The organism is Azospirillum sp. B510 (assembly GCF_000010725.1).
GTDB classification, from domain to species: Bacteria; Pseudomonadota; Alphaproteobacteria; order Azospirillales; family Azospirillaceae; genus Azospirillum; species Azospirillum lipoferum_B.
On sequence record NC_013855.1, the window covers coordinates 791,983 to 810,415 of the forward strand.

An 18,433-nucleotide genomic window follows, 5' to 3' on the forward strand; every position below is an offset into this window, starting at 1 on the left:
TGTGGCTGGCTTGGCATCGTGGCAAGCAGCGTGGTTTGCACTGTGGCAGTCCAACGTATCGAGGTCATCACCGGCGCCGGCGGGCGGCGCACCTACTCGGCCGAGGAGAAGATCCGCTTGGTCGGCGAGGCCCACGGCGGGCGCGGCGCCGTCGTCGCGGTGGCCCGCCGCCACGGCGTGTGCACCAGCCTGATCTACCGCTGGCGCCGACAGTTCAAGAGCGGAGAACTGTCTGCCGCGGCGCCCTCCTTCGTGCCGGTTCATGTGTTGGAGGGGCCGCCGTCCGCCGGCCTGCTCTCTCCCACCAAGACGCCGTCGGCGCCGGAGCCGGCACCCTCAGCCGAGCGCCGTGCCGCCCTGGTCGAGGTGGTTCTCGCCAACGGCCGCGTGCTGCGCGTCGCCGAGGATATCGCCCCGGCCACGCTGCGCCGACTGGTCGGCGCGTTGGATTCGCCATGATCTCGGTTCCCGCCGGGGTGCGGGTCTATCTGGCGATGGGCGCCACCGACATGCGCAAGGGCATGGACGGGTTGGCCATGCTCGCCCAGCAGGTCCTTCAGCAGGACCCGTTCGCCGGCCATTTGTTTGTTTTCCGGGGTCGGCAAGGTCATCTGGTGAAGGTTCTTTACTGGGATGGCCAGGGCTTCTGCCTGTTCACCAAGCGCCTGGAGAAGGGGCGCTTCGTGTGGCCGATCAGCCGCGAGGGCGTGGCGGTGCTCACTCCGGCCCAGTTGGCGATGCTCATCGAGGGCATGGATTGGCGCGCCCCGCAGCGCACATGGCGCCCGGAGATGGCGGGGTGAGTCCCGGCCGCCACGCCCGCCGATGATCGGCGCCGGGGTGGTGATCGCTCCTCCTCCGGGAGCCGCCGATCGGGTAGACTCCGGCCATGCCCGCTACCGCCGAGCCGCTGCCCACCGACATTGAGACGCTGCGCGCGATCATCGCGGCGCAGGCCGCGGAGTTGGCGGCCGAGCGTCGGTGTCGTGAGGCCAGCGAGGCCGAATTGGCCGCCGCCAAGGCCGGCCTGGTGGCCAAAGCGCTGGAGGTGGAGAAGCTCAAGATCCAGTTGGCTCGGCTGCGGCGCATGCAATTCGGGCGTTCCTCCGAGAAGATCGACCGCGAGATCGACCAGCTCGAACTGGCGCTGGAGGATCTGGAGGCTGCCGCGGCGGCCGAAGGGATGCCGGCCGATCCCGCCGAGCCGCGGGCGCCCTCGGCGGAGAGCCGTGCCCAAGCCGGCCGGCGCAAGCTGCCGGAGCATCTGCCGCGCACCGAGATCGTGCACGCCCCGTTTGAGGCCTGCCCCTCCTGCGGCGGCGCCCTGCGTCCGGTGGGCGAGGATGTCCGCGAGGTTCTGGACTACATCCCGGCGCGTTTCACCGTGATCCGCCACGTCCGCCCGGCGCTGTCGTGCCGGTGCTGCGAGGGCATGGTGCAGGCGCCGATGCCGTCGCTGCCCATCGAGCGCGGCCTGCCCTCGGCCGGGCTGCTGGCGCATGTGCTGATCGCCAAATATTGCGATCACCTGCCGCTCTATCGGCAATCGGCCATCTACGCCCGCGAAGGCGTGGAATTGGAACGCTCGCTGCTGGCCGACTGGGTCGGCAAGGCGGCGGCGCTGATGGCGCCGCTGGCCGAGGCCATTGGCCGGCACGTGCTGGCCGGTTCGGTTCTACACGCGGACGACACGCCGGTGCCGGTGCTCGATCCCGGGCGTGGCACGACCAAGACGGGGCGACTGTGGGTCTATCTGCGCGATGAACGCCCGCACGCCGGACAAGGGCCGCCGGCGGTGCTGTACCGCTATACCCCCGACCGCAAAGGCGAACATCCGCAACGGGAGCTGGCTGGCTTCCGTGGGCACCTGCATGCCGACGGCTATGGCGGGTTCGATGCTCTGTACGAAGCCAAGGGCGGCAAACCGGCCGCTGTCGCCGAAGTGGCCTGTATGGCTCACGTGCGCCGGAAATTCTTCGACGAGCACACCGAAACCGGCTCGCCCCTGGCCGCCGACGCGCTGAAACGGATCGGCAGGCTGTTTGACATCGAACGCCCCCTGACCGGCCAGCCCGCCGAGGACCGCCGCCGGATTCGCCAAGCGGAAGCCCGGCCCGTTCTCGATGAACTGGCCACCTTCCTCGACGCCGCCTTGGTGCGCATCCCCGGCAAGGGCGACCTGGCCAAGGCGATCCGCTACGCCCGCTCGCGCTGGACGGCACTGACGCGCTACGTGGACGACGGCCGGCTGGAGAACTCCAACAACGCCGCCGAACGAGCGATCAGGCCGCTGGCCATCGGAAGACGCAACTGGATGTTCGCCGGTTCCGACGCCGGCGGGGAGCGTGCCGCGGCGATTTATACCATCGTGGAATCCGCCAAACTCAACGGCCTCGATCCCCAGGCCTACCTGCGACATGTGCTCGACCGCATCGCGGATCACCCGATCAACCGAATCGCCGATCTCCTGCCCTGGAACCTCACGATTCCCGACCACGGGTGAACGGAAGCGGAGCCGTCAACCCAATTCCGCCGCAGTCGCCAGACGACGCTTACCACCGCACTCGCCAGCCGGCTGAAGCGCGCCCGGCTGCGCCAGACTGCCTGCCTGGAGGATCTCGACCTGCGCACCCCGCGTGGGCTCGACCGCGGTGTTGTGCGCGAGCTGGCCACCGGGCGTTGGGTGACGGAGAACCGGCCGGTTCTGATCACCGGCCCGACCGGGATCGGCAAGACCTGGCTGGCCTGTGCACTCGGCAACCAGGCGGCGCGGGAAGGCCACAGCGTACTCTACACCCGGCTGACCCGCCTGCTGGACGATATGGCCACCGCCCGCCTGGACGGTTCGCTCGCCCGGCTGCTGCGACGGATCGCCCGGCTCGACCTGCTGATCCTGGATGACTGGGCGATGACCGAGCTGACCGCGGCTCAGCGCCTGGACCTGATGGAGGTGATCGACGACCGCCACGACCGGGCCGCAACCATGCTGGCCACCCAAGTTCCCGTGGCCAACTGGCATCGGCTCATCGGCGATGCCACCTACGCCGACGCCATCCTCGACCGCCTCGTGCACCGGGCCTACCGCATCGACCTGCATGGCGACCCCATGCGCCGCACCAAGGCCGACGCCGCCTGCGAAACCCCCGACACCTAAGGCCGGTGCTTGGCAACTAAACCCACAACCTTCATAACGTAAATCCAGGGTTCGGCCCCGGCACCCACCAGCTTTCAATTCGGGTGGGCGGCTTCGCCGAAACGGTGGGCGCTTTCAACCGAAACGCCTGGGCGAATTCGCCGAAATACGCAGGATGGCGGAGCTGATCGCGGCGTTCGCGGACCTCGTCATGCTCGGCCAGCAGGCGGTACATGGTGCGGATGGAGCAATGATAGACGCCTTCATCGAGCAGGGTGGCGTAGACTTCCGCCGGGGCAAGATCGCGACGAAGCGCGGCTCGCGCAGAAGGGCGAGCACCGTCTGGCGCTCCTGGACCGCGAGCGCCCGCGGCGGGCGTGGCCGGGGGCGAGGCGCCGGCTCCCGGCCGGCCAGCCGAACCCGGTGCCGATGGACGCTGGCGCGGGCGACGCCGACAGCGGCGCAGGCCGCACTCACAAGACCGCGGTCGGGGGCCAAGGTGGCGATCGCGCTCATCGCGGCGTCTCGTCGCTGTCGGCGGGAGGCAAGGCAATCCCCAGCAGGTCCGAGAATTTTTTTTGGACGTCGATGACCGCCTCGGCCCGTTCCAGGCGGCGCTGGAGACGGGCGATGTCCTGGCGGGCCTTGGCCAGCTCCGCCTCCAGCGGGTTGGCGGGAGCCGCCTTCGGCCCGCGCTTGAGCGGCTTCAGCGCCTCGAAGGCACCGGCATCGCGTTGCCGGCGCCAGTCGGTCAGGGCCGACGAATACAGACCTTCCCGCCGCAGGATCGCGGCGATCCCACCGGTGTCCGCCGCCCGATCCGTCTCGGCGAGGATCCGCAGCTTCTCCGCCGCCGTGAAGGTCCGGCGCTTCGGACGCGACGAAAACTCCGGGGGAACTGCCACAGGCGCGGCAACAACCCGCGGCGTCTCACCGGCGTCGGGAACCGCCTCCGATACAGGGGCGGACAGGGGCATCTTGTTGGGCATAACCACGAAATCAGTTTCCTACCCCCTCAAGCTTAAACTTCAGGGGGCACGGTGTCTCACTCTCATTGGCACAGAGGGCATGATGAATGACAAGACGATGTGGACCGAAATCACCCGAGCGCAGTATCGACGGAAAGGATTGCGGTATTCAAGCGACATGACGGACGCGGAGTGGGCTGTGCTCGAACCTCTCCTCCCAACGGCTCGACGCCTGGGCCGGCCTCGAACGGTCGACATGCGGGAGATCGTGAACGGCATCCTCTTTCTGGCGACCTCCGGGTGCCAGTGGCGGCAACTGCCGAAGGATTTCCCGCCGATGACGACGGTGCAGCGCTATTTCTACCGCTGGCGCGACGACGGGACCTGGGAGACGATCAATCACGCCCTGGTAACAATCGTTCGGGAAAGTATGGGGCGGGAAGCCAGCCCGACAGCGGGTGTGATCGACAGCCAGTCGGTCAAGACAACGGAAGCTGGTGGACCTCGGAGCTACGATGCGGGCAAGTGCATCAAAGGGCGCAAGCGGCATGTGTTGACCGATACCAATGGGTTGCTGGTCGCTGCCATCGTTCACGCCGCCGACATCCAGGACCGTGATGGCGCTCCGGCGCTCCTCGCCTCCGTTCGCACACCCTACCCTTGGCTTCGCCACGTCTTTGCGGATGGCGGCTACGCTGGACCCAAACTGGAAACCGCTTTGGCCCAGATCGGGACATGGACCCTGGAGATCGTCAAGCGGTCCGACGCCGCCAAAGGCTTTGAACTGCTGCCCCGGCGCTGGGTCGTCGAGCGCACCATCGCCTGGCTTAACCGCAATCGGCGCCTCGCCAAGGACTTCGAGGCCACCGTCGAGAGTGCCGTCGCCTGGATCTTCATCGCAAGCGTCAAACTGCTCTCAAGACGGGTGGTCAGGACATAGATACAGCTATGACGATTTCGAGTCCGACTCTTAGCGAACCGCTCGCCGAAGATGACGGCCATCTGCGCCTTGGCGGCGGTCCATTCCCGCGGCGGCATCTTCCAGTCTTTCTCGGCGCGGTTCAAGACGAGAAAGAGGAGCTTCAGGGCGGCCTCGTCATTGGGGAAATGCCCCCTGGCCCGCACCGCCCGGCGCAGCTTCGAGTTCAAGGCTTCGATGGCATTGGTGGTGTAGAGAATACGCCGGACCTCGCGGGGGAAGGCGAAGAACGGAATGACCTCCGGCCACGCCCGCCGCCACGCCTTGCCGATGGCCGCATACTTTTCGCCCCAGGGACTGTCTTCGAAGGCGGTCAGAGCCACCACCTCGGCGGCCTTGTCATCGACGGCGTCGTAGACCGTCTTCAGCGCTGCGGCGATGGCTTTGCGGTCCTTCCAAGACGCAAACTCCATGCTGTGGCGCAACAGGTGAACGATGCAGGTCTGGACGATCGTCTCGGGATAGGCGGCGGCGATCGCCTCGGGAAAGCCCTTCAGCCCATCGACCACGGCCAGCAGGATGTCCTCGACGCCTCGGTTCTTCAGTTCGTTCAACACGCGCAGCCAGAACTTGGCGCCTTCGTTCTGTTCGATCCACAGGCCCAACACCTCCTTGGCGCCATCGGCCCGCACGCCGATGGCCACATGGATGGCTTTGTTGCGCACCAAGCCTTCGTCCCGGATCTTGACCCGGATGGCATCCAGGAACACCAGCGGGTAGATCGCTTCCAAAGGACGGTTCTGCCAGGTCGTTACCTCCTCGATCACCGCGTCCGTCACCGTGGAGATCAGGTCGGCTGAGACCTCGATGCCGTAGAGCTCCCGCAGATGCCCCGTGATCTCCCGCGTCGACATGCCCCGCGCGTACATCGAGATGATCTTCTCGTCGAAGCCGGGGAACCGCCGCTGGTACTTGGCGATCAGCGCCGGATCGAATGTTCCCGTCCGGTCGCGTGGAATGGACAGGTCCATCGACCCGCCCTCGGTCAGCACCGTCTTGCGGCCGTAGCCATTGCGACGGTTCCCGCTTTCGTCACCAGTCAGATGATGATCCAGCTCCGCCTTCAGCGCCCGTTCCGTCAGCGCCTTCTTCAACTGGTCGAGCAAGCCGTTCTGGTCAAACGCCGTCTTGGCATCCGCCCCCGCCAGGAGCTGGTCGAGGATCGCGTCGGGGATGATCGGGTCTTTGTGTCGGGCCATTCGTAAGCGTCCGCCGAGCTACGCGGCGTCGGCGTTTTCGGTAACGTCGGCGGCTTTGGTCCAGTTCCAGGGCAGCAACTCGTCGATGCGGCTGATCTTGTGATCGGCAATCCGGGCGATCACGTCGCGCAGGTACGCCTCGGGGTCGAGCCCGTTGAGCTTGGCCGTCTCGATGAGCGTGTACATCGCCGCGGCCCGCTCACCCCCGACATCGGCTCCGGCGAACAGCCAGTTCTTGCGGCCCACCACGACGGCCCGCAAGGCCCTTTCGGCGGCGTTGTTGTCGATCTCCAGACGGCCATCGTCCAGGTAACGGGTCAGCGCCGTCCAGCGGTTGAGCAGGTAGCGCACCGCCTTGGCCGTGTCCGACTTGCCGTCGAGCCGGCCCAGCGTCTCCTCCAGCCATGCCTTCAACGCGGCCATTTTCGGGGCAGCCTCGGCCTGGCGCACGCGCCGGCGCTCGTCGGCATCCCGGCCGGCGATCTGGGCTTCGACCGCATACAGCTCGCCGATCCGCCGCAGTGCCTCGGCCGCGATCGGCGCCTTGCCCTTGGCCGAGACCGCCACGTCGTTGAACTTGCGACGGCCATGGGCCATGCAGCCAATTTCAATGATCCGGGCCCGCCCGTCGGGGCCCGGTTCGTACAGGCCGTTGAACCCGGCATAGCCGTCCGCCTGCAGCGCCCCGTGGAAATCCTTCAGGTGGCCGCACGGGTGCTCGCCGCCGCGCCCGGGGCTGTAGCGGTACAGCGCCGCCGGAGGCGACGGGCCGTTCCAGGGGCGATCATCGCGCAGGTAGACCCACAGGTAGCCGGTCTTGGTCCGCCCGGCCCCCGGGCTCAGCACCGGGACCGGCGTGTCGTCGGCGTGCAGCTTGGCGGAACCGATGACGCTGGTTTCGATCGCCTGGATCAGCGGGCGCAGCAGCCGAGCCGCGTGGCCGACCTGATCGGCCAGGGTGGAGCGGCTCAACTCCAGGCCCAGGCGGGCGAAGATCTCCGCCTGGCGATACAGCGGCAGATGATCGTCGAACTTGCTAACCAGCAGGTGCGCCAACAGCCCCGGCCCGAACAGGCCCCGCTCGATCGGCAGCGACGCTGGTGCCTGCGTGATCGCCTCGCAGCGCCGGCACGAGAACTTCGGGCGGACGTGCTCGACCACCTTGAAGTGCGCCGGCACGTATTCCAGCTGCCGGGCGCGGTCCTCGCCCAGCCGACGCAGCGCGCCACCGCACTGCGCGCAGGTGCAGGTGCCGCCTTCGGGCTCGTGCACCTGCTCCTCGCGCGGCAGATGCTCGGGCGGCAGCGTGCGCTTGGGCCGGCGCCTAGTTTCGGCGTCTTCTGGCGGCGCGTCGGGCTGCGTGACGATGGCGGCCTGCTCGCCTTCGGCGGCTTCCAGGTCTTCCAGCGCCAGTTCCAGCTGGGCGATGGTTCGGCCCAGCTTTTCCGAGGACTGGCCGAAGTGCATGCGGCGCAGCCGGGCGAGCTGAAGCTTCAGCTTCTCGATCTCCAGCGCCTTGCTCTTGATGCCCTCCAGCGCCGCGCCGAGCGCCGCGTCCTTGGCGCGCAACGCCGCCTCCTGGGCATGCAGCCGGGCCGCCTGCTCGGCGACGAGCTGCCGCAACGCCGCGTTGTCGGCCAGAAGCTGGGCGGGATCGGAAACCATGGCGCGATTTTACCAGGACACCGGGATCCCGACGACCGGCCCGAGGGCGGCTGAGTCACCGTGTCGCGCCCGGCCCGCGCCGGGTCAGCCGGCCAAGTCGGGCTTCCAGGTCCGTTCCGCCGCGCGCCAGTCCAGCCCTTCCACGAGCATCGCCAGCTCCGCCGGGGTCAGCGTCACCACGCCCTCGCGCGACACCGGCCAGACGAACCGGCCGCGCTGAAGGCGCTTGGCGAACAGGCACAGGCCGTTGGTGTCGTAGTAGAGAATCTTGATCTTGTCGGCTCGGCGGCCCCGGAACAGGAAGAGATGGCCGGAGTAGGGATCCTTCTTGAGAACCTCCTGGACCAACAGGGCGAGGCCGTCGAAGCCCTTGCGCATGTCGGTGGCGCCCATCGCCAGGTAGATCCGCACGCCGGCGGGGACCGGGATCATCGGCGCTCCAGAACGGCGAGGACCCGACGCAGGGCGCCCGCATCGACATGGCGATCGACGCGCAGGCAATGGCCGCTGGGCAGCACGATTTCGATGATGCCGGTTCCGGCGGGCGGAAGGGGCGCCATCTTGTCGTCCGGGAAGGACGGCGGGGCGTCGGCGATCCGCACGGGCACGAAGTTCACCGCTGGTTCGGGCGACGGGCTCGCCTGCTCCTCCTCGATCTGCCGGCGCCAGCGGTACAGCAGGCTGACGTTGAGGCCGTGCCGACGAGCCACCTCGGACGCCACCACGCCGGGCCGGAACGCTTCCGCCACCAAGCCCGCCTTGTCCGCGGCGCTATAAAAGCGGCGCTTCTCCGATCCCGTGATCACCTCGACGCGCTGGTAAGTCATAAGCATAGCCATGGGGCTGGACATAGGACCAAGCCGCGGCCATCCGCGGCGTCCTCACTCAGCCCGCTTCGTCCACTCCCCGCAAGGCGGCCATCGTCGGACGGTTACGGCCATTCAGGGTCTCCTTCTGCTTCAGGATAACCCCGCCGAGCACGAAATTCCGGATACTCCCGGAATGCGGCGCCCGCGACGAGGCCACCTTCCGCCGCCTGTTCGACCGGCTCCGGCGTTGGTCCCCCAGACTGATTTGCACCGACCACTTCGCGCCTTATGAAAACGTGCTGGCGGCAGGGCGGCATTACCAAGGCAAGGATCAGACCGTCGCGCTCGAACGCAACAATGGCCAGCAGCGCCACTGGGTCGGCGCCTGTCGGCGCAAGTCAATCATCGTCTCCAAGAGCAAAGCCATGGTGGACCGTCGAATAACCCTGTTCGCTCATCTTCACGTCAACGGCGATGCCCCACCGGAAATGCGCACTCTTCCAGGAGTGCTGAGCGGACGGACAGGAATTGCCTAAAATCCGTCGTTATGTCGTGATACCCTCCAGCTGGGAGCATATCGGCCTGTCGGGCGATTTCCTATGGGAGCGGGCAGCATCCGCCCCAGTTGGGCGACGACCACTGAATCTTGAGCGCCAACGCCGCGTCGCCTGAAGATCATATTCTCCATTCGTTCTACCTTAGCGTTGTTTACCTAACACCTATCGCTCTCTCCTCTCCATCGCTTGGCGCTTCTCGGCCTCGGCCTTCTGATTCACCGCTTCGACGAAATAATGCACCACCACCGCCACGTCCGAGAACACCGACCGGATCAGGCTGGCCAGCAACAGGTCGCGCTGTCCGTCGAATAGGCGGCCGCTTTTCAGCAGTGCGGTGACAAGTCCCGTCGTATATGTCGCGTATGCGCCGACGAGATAATCGGTAAGATCGAGATGGGAGCTGATATATTTGATAACGAGTTCGATCGTCTTAAAATAATCGCTCTGGGAATCTCCCTTGGATATATAAGAGAATTTCCTTCTTTCTCGTTCTTCCGATGACTTTTCCGCTTTTGCTTTTTTGTAAACAACATTGTATGTATCAGATATGATATCCGATAATTTTCCTTCCAGCCTTTTTTCCACCAACTCGCCAATTTTCCGGTCTTCTCCGCTCCAAGACACGAATCTCGATTGAATGCTGTTCATGATCGCCTCACCAAGCTTTGTCTGCTCGAGGTCCAATAGACAATCCCATCGCCAAGGATCTGTCGGAGTTCCAACGAGGTAACGGTTCGCATGCCTCACGATCATGGTTCGTGCGGACAGGGATGATATCAGTCATCACAATCCAATTTCCCACCAACGACGAAGCGATACCGAAGCAGCGAAGCCATACAATGATATGCTAATGCGGAGTTTCATTGATAACAATTCGATAAGAGTTAAAATATGCAAGCGGGCTAAGCAATGAATGTCATCGGCAGTATTTCTTGAAACTTTTTATTCTCCCGTCAAACCATCTTGTGCGCAGCTTTTTATTTTGAAATATTGCATCGCACAACCTGATAGACGTTCCAAGACACCCCTATAAAACAGGAATATTGTTTCAAAAAACTCTAAAATTTGAAATTCTGTTCCGCTGGGTCCGGTATCCGGGCGGTCGCGGTCACAACCGAACCGCAGTGGAAACTCCGGCGATTTCGCAAAGATAGGCCGGGCTGGTCGACCTCTGCTTCGAGCCCGGATGCCGGTATTGCGGCATCATGTCGCGACACGTCACGTCTCCTTGGCGGCAACCGCCGCCCCCTCGATTGCCACTTGTCGGCGGCAGCCGGAACCAGCGCGACACCGGCGAAAAGGATGAGCGGCGGAAAAGCCGATCGATGGTGACCGGTTCGCTCATCAGTCCGGGAGACGATGCCAACAAGCCTCTCGCCGGATTGCGAAAAGCGGATGGATCATGGAAATCCCTGGATCATCATGCGACATCGCATAGGCGTCCGGGCGATGCCGCCCTGGCTGGCGGATGGTGCCGCTCACCCCCGGCGGATCTTGCGTTGTTTTTCATATGAAACCGTAGAATCATATATAAAACAGCTTTGCGGCGACAACAGAGGGGACGCCAACGTGAACGGGACCGACCTCGATCCGATGGAGATGCCCGACGCTCCCGAGCGGGAACGGCGCTATTCCGCCCCGGCGCTGGAAAAGGGCCTGGATATCCTGGAGTTTCTCTCGGAATGCCGCGACCCTCAGAGTTTGCAGCAGATCGGCGACGGGGTGGGACGGACCAAGGGCGAGATCTTCCGCATGGTCTCGGTCCTGGCCCAGCGCGGCTATATCGAGCGGTTGGAAGGCGATGACCGTTTCCGGGTGACCGACCGGCTGTTCCGGCTGGGGCTGAACCGTCCGGTCAACCGCTCGCTGATCGAGACCGCCCTGCCGGTCATGAACAGCTTCGCCGAGACGACCGGCTATTCCTGCCATCTCGCCGTGATGTCCGGCACCCAGATCGCGGTGGTGGCGCGGGTGGAGAGCACCAGCCACATCGGCTTCACCGTCCGCATCGGCTATCGCCAGCCGCTGATCCTGACCGGCTCCGGCCATTGCCTGATGGCCTTCATGAGCGCCCGGCGGCGCCACGGCCTGTACAAGGAACTGCGGGCCGAGGATCCGTGGATCGATCTCGACACGCTGGACCGGACGCTCGACGCCATCCGCGCCGCCGGCCATGTCGCCCGCCCCAGCGGCATCACCGAAGCGGTGATCGACCTGTCCTGCCCGGTGACCGACCGGCGCGAGGGCGGCGCCGTCGCCGCCCTGACCTGCCCCTATCTGCGGACCCGGCAGGTCCCCAAGGAACCGGAGGAGATCCTCGCCGCCCTGGATGAGGCCGGTCGGCGTATATCGGAAATCTTTTCGTTGGGCTGACGGATCGATTTACAGGCGCAACGGCGATGTGTATATAAAACATATGATCCGCGATGCGGATTATGGCCGCTCCGTCGAACCTCGACGGAATGGGCATCCGGCAGACCATGCATCGACTGGGGGGAAGACGCCGCCATGACCGCCAGATTGCAGGGAAAGACCGCCATCGTCACCGCCGCGGCGCAGGGCATGGGGCGTGCCGCCGCCCTGGCCTTCGCGGCGGAGGGCGCCAGCGTGGTGGCGACCGACATCAACGAGCGGCTGCTGGCGGAACTGGACGGCATGCCCGGCATCGTCACCCGCCGCCTCGACGTCTGCGATCCGATGGCGATCCAGGCTTTCGCGGCCGAAACGCCGGCGCCGTCCGTGCTGTTCAACTGCGCCGGCTTCGTCCATGCCGGCACGGTTCTGGACTGCGGCGAGGACGAGTTCGATTTCGCCGTCACGCTGAACGTCCGCTCGATGTACCGGATGATCCGCGCCTTCCTGCCGGGCATGCTGGAGGCCGGCGGCGGGTCCATCGTCAACATGTCGTCGGTCGCCTCCTCCCTGATCGGGGCGCCGAACCGCTTCATCTACGGCACCACCAAGGCGGCGGTGATCGGCCTGACCAAATCGGTCGCCGCCGATTACGTCACCCGCGGCATCCGCGTGAACGCCATCTGTCCGGGCACGGTGGACAGCCCGTCGCTGCACGACCGCATGCGGGCGCTGGGTGACTACGATACCGCCCGCGCCGCCTTCATCGCCCGCCAGCCGATGGGCCGGCTGGGCACGGCGGAGGAGGTGGCGAAGCTCGCCGTCTATCTCGCATCCGACGAGTCCGCCTTCATGACCGGACAGGCCATCGCCATCGACGGCGGCTGGACCAACACCTGAACGGGCGGCGGAGCAGCCAATTCCATCCGCCGAAACGATAAAAACGCCTGCACAGGAAATCTGGGGAAACGCTCGATGAAGCTTCTGCGCCATGGCCCGCGGGGGGCCGAGAAACCGGGCCTGCTGGATGCCCAGGGCCGCATCCGCGACCTGTCCGCCCATGTCGGCGACATCGCCGGCCGCTGGCTGCTGCCCGACGGGCTGGCGGGGATCGCCGCCTTGCCGGTGGACAGTCTGCCGCTGGTCGATGCCGCCACCCGGCTGGGGCCCTGCGTCGCCGGCACCGGCAAGTTCGTCTGCATCGGCCTCAATTATTCCGACCATGCGGCGGAGACCGGGGCGACGGTTCCGTCCGAGCCGGTGATCTTCATGAAGGCGACCTCCGCCATCCAGGGGCCGGATGACCCGGTGGAGATTCCGCGCGGCTCGACCAAGACCGATTGGGAGGTCGAACTGGGCGTCATCATCGGCAAGACCGCCAAATATGTGTCGGAGGCCGAGGCGATGGACCATGTCGCCGGCTATTGCGTGGTCAACGACCTGTCGGAGCGCGAATTCCAGATCGAACGCCAAGGCCAGTGGACCAAGGGCAAGAGCTGCGACAGCTTCGGCCCCATCGGCCCCTGGCTGGTGACGAAGGACGAGGTTCCCGACCCGCAGGCGCTGGACATGTGGCTGGAGGTCAACGGCCACCGCTATCAGAACGGCTCGACCCGGACGATGGTCTATGGCGTCGCCCACATCGTCTCCTACCTGTCGCGCTTCATGAGCCTGCATCCGGGCGACGTCATTTCCACCGGCACGCCGCCGGGCGTCGGGCTGGGGCTGAAGCCGCCGACCTATCTGAAGCCCGGCGACCGGATCGAGCTGGAAATCCGGGGCCTCGGCCGCCAGCGCCAGCAGGTGCGGGCGGCGGAGTGACGCCACCCCGGCCGCGCCCGAACGGATGGCGCGGCCGGCGGAATAAGCGGTTTGCTCGACAAAGCGGCCAGACGGTGCCGCCCGGACGACCGGGCGCGCCGGATGGGGAGGTGCCATGCAGCAAGCGTCGCTCCACACGGCCCCCGGCCGGTTCCCCGCGGCGATGGCGGGGACCGAGCTGCTGCGGCTGGACAACATCACCAAACGGTTCCCCGGCGTGCTGGCGCTGGACGGCGTCGGCTTCGACCTGCGCCGCGGCGAGGTCCATGCGCTGTGCGGCGAGAATGGGGCCGGCAAATCGACGCTGATGAAGATCATCAGCGGCCAGTACCAGCCCGACGAGGGCAGCATCACCTACAAGGGCGAGGTCCGGCGCTTCGCCTCCTCGCTCGACGCCGAACGGGCGGGCATCGCCATCATCCACCAGGAACTGAACCTCGTCCCCCATCTGAGCGTGGCCGAGAACATCTTCCTGGCGCGCGAGCCGAAACGCGGCTGGTTCATCGACCGCGCGGCGCTGCGCCGGCAGGCCCGGTCCTGCCTCGACCGGCTGGGCGTCGACATCCGCCCCGACGCGCCGGTCAAATCGCTGTCGGTCGCCCAGTGCCAGATGGTGGAGATCGCCAAGGCGCTGTCGCTGAACGCCGAGATCGTCATCATGGACGAGCCGACCTCGTCCCTGACCGAATCCGAAACCGCCCTGCTGTTCCAGGTGATCCGCGAATTGAGGGAGCAGGGGGTGGGAATCGTCTACATCTCCCACCGGCTGGACGAGATGGCGCTGATCGTCGACCGGGTGACGGTGCTGCGCGACGGCCGTTTCGTCGACACCAGCACCTTCGCCGACACCTGCGTCGACGAGATCGTCGCGCGGATGGTCGGCCGCTCGCTGGACGACAAGTTTCCCGAGCGTACCAGCGTCCCGACCGGCGAGGTTCTGATGGAGGTGCGCGGACTGAGCCGCCGCGGCGTCTTCCACGATGTCGGGTTCGAGCTGCGGCGTGGCGAGATCCTGGGATTCGCCGGGTTGATGGGCGCCGGCCGCACCGAGGTCGCCCGCGCGATCTTCGGCGCCGACCCGCTGGATGCCGGCACCATCCGGCTGGGGAGTGGCGAGATCACGGTGAAGACCCCGCGCGACGCCATCGCCCACGGCATCGCCTATCTGTCGGAGGACCGCAAGAGCCATGGGCTGGCGGTCAAGATGTCGGTCACCCAGAATCTGACGATGGCCAACATGGCGGCGGTGTCCAACGCCCTGGGGTTCATCGATGGCAAGGCGGAGGAACAGGCGGCCTGGCGCTACATCCAGATGCTGTCGATCCGCACGCCGTCGCCGCATCAGGTGGCGCGCCTGCTGTCGGGCGGCAACCAGCAGAAGATCGTCATCGCGAAGTGGCTGTTCCGCCAGTCGCGCATCCTGTTCTTCGACGAGCCGACGCGCGGCATCGACGTCGGGGCCAAATTCGCCATCTACCAGCTTCTCGACCGGCTGGCCGCCGAGGGGATCGGCGTGGTGCTGATCAGCTCCGAGCTGCCGGAAATCCTCGGCCTGACCGACCGCGTCGCCGTCTTTCATGAGGGCCGGATCACCGCCGTGCTGAACACGCGCGCGACCAGCCAGGAAGAGATCATGCATTTCGCCTCGGGCCATGGCCGCCCGGCGGCGCCGGGAGCCGGAACGCCATGAGCAATCCAACCACCAAAATCTTGGAAACCGCCGCGCCTTCCCGCCAGTCGCCAAGCGACGGCCCGCAGGCCATGAACGCCCAGGTCATGAACGCCCAGGCTATGAGCGGCCGGGTGATGAACGACCGGCGCAAGGACCTGATCCAGAAATTCGCCGCCCTAGCCGGGCTCCTGGTGCTGGTCGCCGTCTTCTCGCTGACCAGCGACGCCTTCCTCAGCGTCGGCAACGGCATGACCATCGCCTTGCAGGTGACCTCGATCGCCTATCTGGGCGTCGCCGCGACCTGCGTCATCATCACCGGCGGCATCGACCTGTCGGTTGGTTCCGTCCTGGCGCTGGCCGGGGTGGTCGCGGCGCTGGCGGTCAAGGCGGGGGCGCCGTTGCCGCTGGGCATGGGGCTGGGCATCCTGGTCGGCGCCTTCTGCGGCCTGCTGAACGGGTTGTGCGTGACGCGGCTGAAGCTGCCGCCCTTCATCGCCACGCTGGGCATGATGATGGTGGCGCGCGGCGTCGCCTTGCAGATCACCGGCGCCCGCGCCGTCTCGGGACTGGGCGAGGCCTTCGGCGAACTCGGCAACGGCGCCATGTTCCGCATCGTCCGCATCGGCGAGGACGGATTTCCCGACGTGGTCTTCCCCGGCATCCCCTATCCGGTGGTGCTGATGGTGGTGATCGCCATCGCGGTGTCGGTGATGCTGAGCCGGACCACGCTGGGACGCCACATCTACGCCGTCGGATCGAATGCCGAGGCCGCGCGCCTGTCGGGCGTCAATGTCGCGGGCGTCACCCTGTTCACCTATGTGCTGTCCGGCACGCTGGCCGGCCTGACCGGCTGCGTGCTGATGTCCCGCCTCGTCACCGCCCAGCCCAACGAGGGCGTGATGTACGAGCTGGACGCCATCGCCAGCGCCGTCATCGGCGGCACCTCGCTGATCGGCGGGGTCGGCACGATCTCCGGCACCGCCATCGGCGCCTTCGTGATCGGCATCCTGCGCAACGGGCTGAACATGAACGGCGTCTCCGCCTTCACCCAGCAGATCATCATCGGTCTGGTCATCCTGCTGACCGTCTGGATCGACCAGATCCGTAACCGGCGCTGATCGGCGTTATCGACAAGCAAACAAACCAATCGGGAGTGAAACCATGAAGCGCTTCGTTTCGGCCTGTCTGGCGTCCGTCATCGCTCTCGCCGCCGGTTCGGCCCTCGCCGCCGACAAGGAAATCGCGGTGGTGGTGAAGACCGTGAATTCCACCTTCTGGCAGAATGTGCAGAAGGGGGCATCCGCCGCCCGGAACGAGGCGGACGGCTACACCATGACCTTCCAGGGGCCGGCGGCGGAATCGGCCATCGCCGACCAGGTCAACATGGTGGAGAACGCGGTGAACCGGAAGGTCGCCGGCATCGTGCTCGCCCCATCCGATCCCGACGCGCTGGTCCCGGCGCTGAAGAAGGCGTGGGAGGCGAAGATCCCGGTCGTGCTGATCGACTCCGCGATTTCCGACGCCGGCAAGCAGTATTATCAGGCCATGCTGTCCACCGACAACGTCAAGGCCGGCGAACTGTGCGCCAAGGCCCTGATCGACAAGGTCGGCACCAGCGGCAAGATCGCCGTCATGTCCTATGTCGCCGGTGCGGGGTCGGAGATCGGCCGGGTCGGCGGCTTCACCAAATACATCAAGGACCATTCCAAGCTGGAGATCGTCGGTCCCTTCTATTCGCAGTCGCAGATGGCGACGGCGCTGAACCAGACCACCGACGTGCTGGCCGCCAACCCCGACCTGAAGGGCATCTTCGGCGCCAACGAGCCGACCGCCATCGGCATGGGCCGCGCGCTGGCCCAGAGCGGCAAGGCCGGCCGCGTCGTCGCGGTCGGCTTCGACGGCAACCAGGATCTCCAGGGCTTCGTCAAGGACGGCACGCTGGAGGCCATCGCCGTCCAGGGCTCCTACCAGATGGGCTATCTCGGGGTGCAGGCGGCGGTCAAGCTGACCAAGCGCGAGAAGGTCGACAAGGCCATCGACACCGGCGTCGTGCTGGTGACCAAGGCCAATCTGGCGACGCCGGAAGCCCAGAACGTCCTGTACTGAGCCCCGCCCCCTCTTCTCCTGGCCTTGGGCGTGCGCGGCGCCCGGTCCCCCGCCGGGCACGCCGCTTTCTTCCACGCAGGATTATCTCCAGCCGAGGCGATCCCCTCATGACCTTGACCGCCCCTCTGCCCGCCTCCCTGCCCGACCATTTGGCCGACCGCCGCATCCTGCCGCGCTCCGGCCTGTCGCTCCCGGCGATCGGGCTGGGCTGCGCGCAGCTTGGCGGCCTCTACCGCCCCACCGACCCGGCCGAGGCCGACGGCCTTCTCGCGGCGGCGTGGGATGCCGGCATCCGCTATTTCGACACCGCTCCCTATTACGGCTATGGCCGGTCGGAGCGGCGGCTGGGTGCCGCGCTGTGCGACCGGCCGCGCGACGGATTCATGCTGTCCACCAAGGTCGGCCGGCTGATCCGCCCGAACACCGGCGGTGCGCGGGTGCGCGGTGTCGATGGCGATGGCTGGGCCGATCCGCCGCCTTTTCACCCGGTCTATGACTATTCGCGCGACGGCATCCTGCGTTCGGTGGAGGATTCGCTCCAGCGCCTCGGCCTCGCCCGTATCGACATCCTTTACGTCCACGACATCGGCCGGGTCACCCATGGCGACGGCCATGCCCATCACTGGCAGGCGCTGACCCGTGGCGGCGGCTTCCGCGCGCTGGAAAAGTTGCGGCGCGATGGCGCGGTCCCGGCCATCGGCCTCGGCGTCAATGAATGGGAAGTGGCGCTGGAGGCGATGGACGAGGTCGATCTTGACTGCGTCATGCTGGCCGGCCGCTACACCCTGCTGGAACAGACCAGCCTGTCGCCCTTCCTGGAGCGCTGCCTCGCCGCCGGCACGCGGATCGCCGCCGCCGGCGTTTTCAATTCCGGCATCCTCGCCGGCAACGGCAAGTTCAACTATGCCGACGCTCCGCCCGAGACCATCGGGCGGGTGGAGGCGCTCGCCGCCGCCTGCCGGGAGTTCGATGTGGAGCTTCCCGCCGCCGCCTTGCAATTCCCGCTGGCCCATCCGGCGGTCGCCTCCTGCGTCACCGGGGTGCGCAACGCCCGGCAGTTGACGACCAACCTCGCCTGGCTCCGGGCCAGGGTCCCAGCCGCCTTCTGGCAGGCATTGAAGGCACGCGGCCTGCTGGATGAAGCGGCGCCCGTTCCGGTGGGGAGGTGAGCG

16 protein-coding genes and 3 pseudogenes are annotated in these 18,433 nt (G+C 66.4%); 13 read left to right on the forward strand and 6 right to left on the reverse strand.

Features of this window, described 5'->3' with window-relative positions; translation table 11 throughout:
- The first annotated feature begins 42 nt into the window (after positions 1 to 42).
- The 4 genes and pseudogenes from AZL_RS18645 to istB form a co-directional block, all read left to right on the forward strand.
- A complete protein-coding gene (locus AZL_RS18645; protein WP_042443257.1) occupies positions 43 to 459 on the forward strand; it encodes an IS66-like element accessory protein TnpA in 417 nt (138 codons plus the stop codon).
- Positions 456 to 803, forward strand: coding sequence for an IS66 family insertion sequence element accessory protein TnpB (gene tnpB, locus AZL_RS18650; protein WP_012976042.1), 348 nt, complete (start codon positions 456 to 458; stop codon positions 801 to 803). The genes AZL_RS18645 and tnpB (AZL_RS18650) overlap by 4 nt, the downstream gene beginning before the upstream one ends.
- Before the next feature lie 86 nt (positions 804 to 889).
- Positions 890 to 2,503, forward strand: a complete 1,614-nt coding sequence (locus AZL_RS18655) for an IS66-like element ISAzs18 family transposase (protein ID WP_012975330.1) — start codon at positions 890 to 892, stop codon at positions 2,501 to 2,503.
- 51 nt (positions 2,504 to 2,554) lie between these two features.
- A pseudogene (gene istB, locus AZL_RS18660) lies at positions 2,555 to 3,154 on the forward strand (IS21-like element ISAzs2 family helper ATPase IstB); the annotation flags it as partial.
- Between the two features lie 67 nt (positions 3,155 to 3,221).
- On the opposite strand, the pseudogene AZL_RS34480 reads toward istB, so the two are convergent.
- A pseudogene (locus tag AZL_RS34480) lies at positions 3,222 to 4,128 on the reverse strand (IS3 family transposase); the annotation flags it as partial.
- A 91-nt stretch (positions 4,129 to 4,219) separates the two neighbouring features.
- Between AZL_RS34480 and AZL_RS34485 the strand changes: the two are divergent.
- Complete coding sequence (locus AZL_RS34485) at positions 4,220 to 5,041, forward strand: IS5 family transposase (RefSeq protein WP_012976045.1); 822 nt, start codon at positions 4,220 to 4,222, stop codon at positions 5,039 to 5,041.
- A gap of 26 nt (positions 5,042 to 5,067) precedes the next feature.
- Here the strand turns inward: AZL_RS34485 and AZL_RS18670 are convergent.
- The 4 genes and pseudogenes from AZL_RS18670 to AZL_RS18685 form a co-directional block, all read right to left on the reverse strand.
- Positions 5,068 to 6,279 (reverse strand): annotated as a pseudogene (locus AZL_RS18670) (IS256 family transposase); the annotation flags it as partial.
- Between the two features lie 18 nt (positions 6,280 to 6,297).
- On the reverse strand, positions 6,298 to 7,944 hold the full coding sequence (locus AZL_RS18675; protein ID WP_012976047.1) for an IS66-like element ISAzs21 family transposase: 1,647 nt from the start codon (positions 7,942 to 7,944) through the stop codon (positions 6,298 to 6,300).
- A gap of 84 nt (positions 7,945 to 8,028) precedes the next feature.
- Positions 8,029 to 8,376: an IS66 family insertion sequence element accessory protein TnpB gene (tnpB, locus tag AZL_RS18680; RefSeq protein ID WP_012976048.1), complete on the reverse strand. Its 348-nt coding sequence runs from the start codon at positions 8,374 to 8,376 to the stop codon at positions 8,029 to 8,031.
- The gene (locus AZL_RS18685; protein WP_042444229.1) at positions 8,373 to 8,771 is read right to left on the reverse strand and encodes an IS66-like element accessory protein TnpA; all 399 of its coding nucleotides are present in this window, start codon (positions 8,769 to 8,771) and stop codon (positions 8,373 to 8,375) included. The genes tnpB (AZL_RS18680) and AZL_RS18685 overlap by 4 nt, the downstream gene beginning before the upstream one ends.
- 164 nt (positions 8,772 to 8,935) lie before the next feature.
- On the opposite strand from AZL_RS18685, the gene AZL_RS37065 reads away from it, so the two are divergent.
- On the forward strand, positions 8,936 to 9,289 hold the full coding sequence (locus AZL_RS37065) for an IS1 family transposase (protein ID WP_086935423.1): 354 nt from the start codon (positions 8,936 to 8,938) through the stop codon (positions 9,287 to 9,289).
- Between the two features lie 183 nt (positions 9,290 to 9,472).
- On the opposite strand, the gene AZL_RS35655 is transcribed toward AZL_RS37065, so the two are convergent.
- Positions 9,473 to 9,958, reverse strand: a complete 486-nt coding sequence (locus tag AZL_RS35655; RefSeq protein ID WP_148219487.1) for a hypothetical protein — start codon at positions 9,956 to 9,958, stop codon at positions 9,473 to 9,475.
- A 921-nt stretch (positions 9,959 to 10,879) separates the two neighbouring features.
- Between AZL_RS35655 and AZL_RS18690 the strand changes: the two genes are divergently transcribed.
- The 7 genes from AZL_RS18690 (at position 10,880) to AZL_RS18720 (ending at position 18,430) form a co-directional block, all read left to right on the forward strand.
- Entirely contained in the window at positions 10,880 to 11,683 is an 804-nt protein-coding gene (locus AZL_RS18690) for an IclR family transcriptional regulator (RefSeq protein WP_247894351.1), read from the forward strand.
- A gap of 135 nt (positions 11,684 to 11,818) precedes the next feature.
- Positions 11,819 to 12,562 (forward strand): SDR family oxidoreductase, encoded by a 744-nt coding sequence (locus AZL_RS18695; protein WP_012976052.1) that lies wholly within the window; start codon positions 11,819 to 11,821, stop codon positions 12,560 to 12,562.
- A 75-nt stretch (positions 12,563 to 12,637) separates the two neighbouring features.
- The gene (locus tag AZL_RS18700; RefSeq protein WP_012976053.1) at positions 12,638 to 13,483 is read left to right on the forward strand and encodes a fumarylacetoacetate hydrolase family protein; all 846 of its coding nucleotides are present in this window, start codon (positions 12,638 to 12,640) and stop codon (positions 13,481 to 13,483) included.
- A 115-nt stretch (positions 13,484 to 13,598) separates the two neighbouring features.
- Positions 13,599 to 15,173: a sugar ABC transporter ATP-binding protein gene (locus tag AZL_RS18705; RefSeq protein ID WP_012976054.1), complete on the forward strand. Its 1,575-nt coding sequence runs from the start codon at positions 13,599 to 13,601 to the stop codon at positions 15,171 to 15,173.
- 116 nt (positions 15,174 to 15,289) lie between these two features.
- The gene (locus AZL_RS18710; RefSeq protein ID WP_173380509.1) at positions 15,290 to 16,273 is read left to right on the forward strand and encodes an ABC transporter permease; all 984 of its coding nucleotides are present in this window, start codon (positions 15,290 to 15,292) and stop codon (positions 16,271 to 16,273) included.
- Positions 16,274 to 16,316: 43 nt separating this feature from the next.
- Positions 16,317 to 17,261, forward strand: coding sequence for an ABC transporter substrate-binding protein (locus AZL_RS18715; RefSeq protein ID WP_012976056.1), 945 nt, complete (start codon positions 16,317 to 16,319; stop codon positions 17,259 to 17,261).
- Between the two features lie 107 nt (positions 17,262 to 17,368).
- A complete protein-coding gene (locus AZL_RS18720; protein ID WP_012976057.1) occupies positions 17,369 to 18,430 on the forward strand; it encodes an aldo/keto reductase in 1,062 nt (353 codons plus the stop codon).
- Positions 18,431 to 18,433 lie beyond the last annotated feature (3 nt).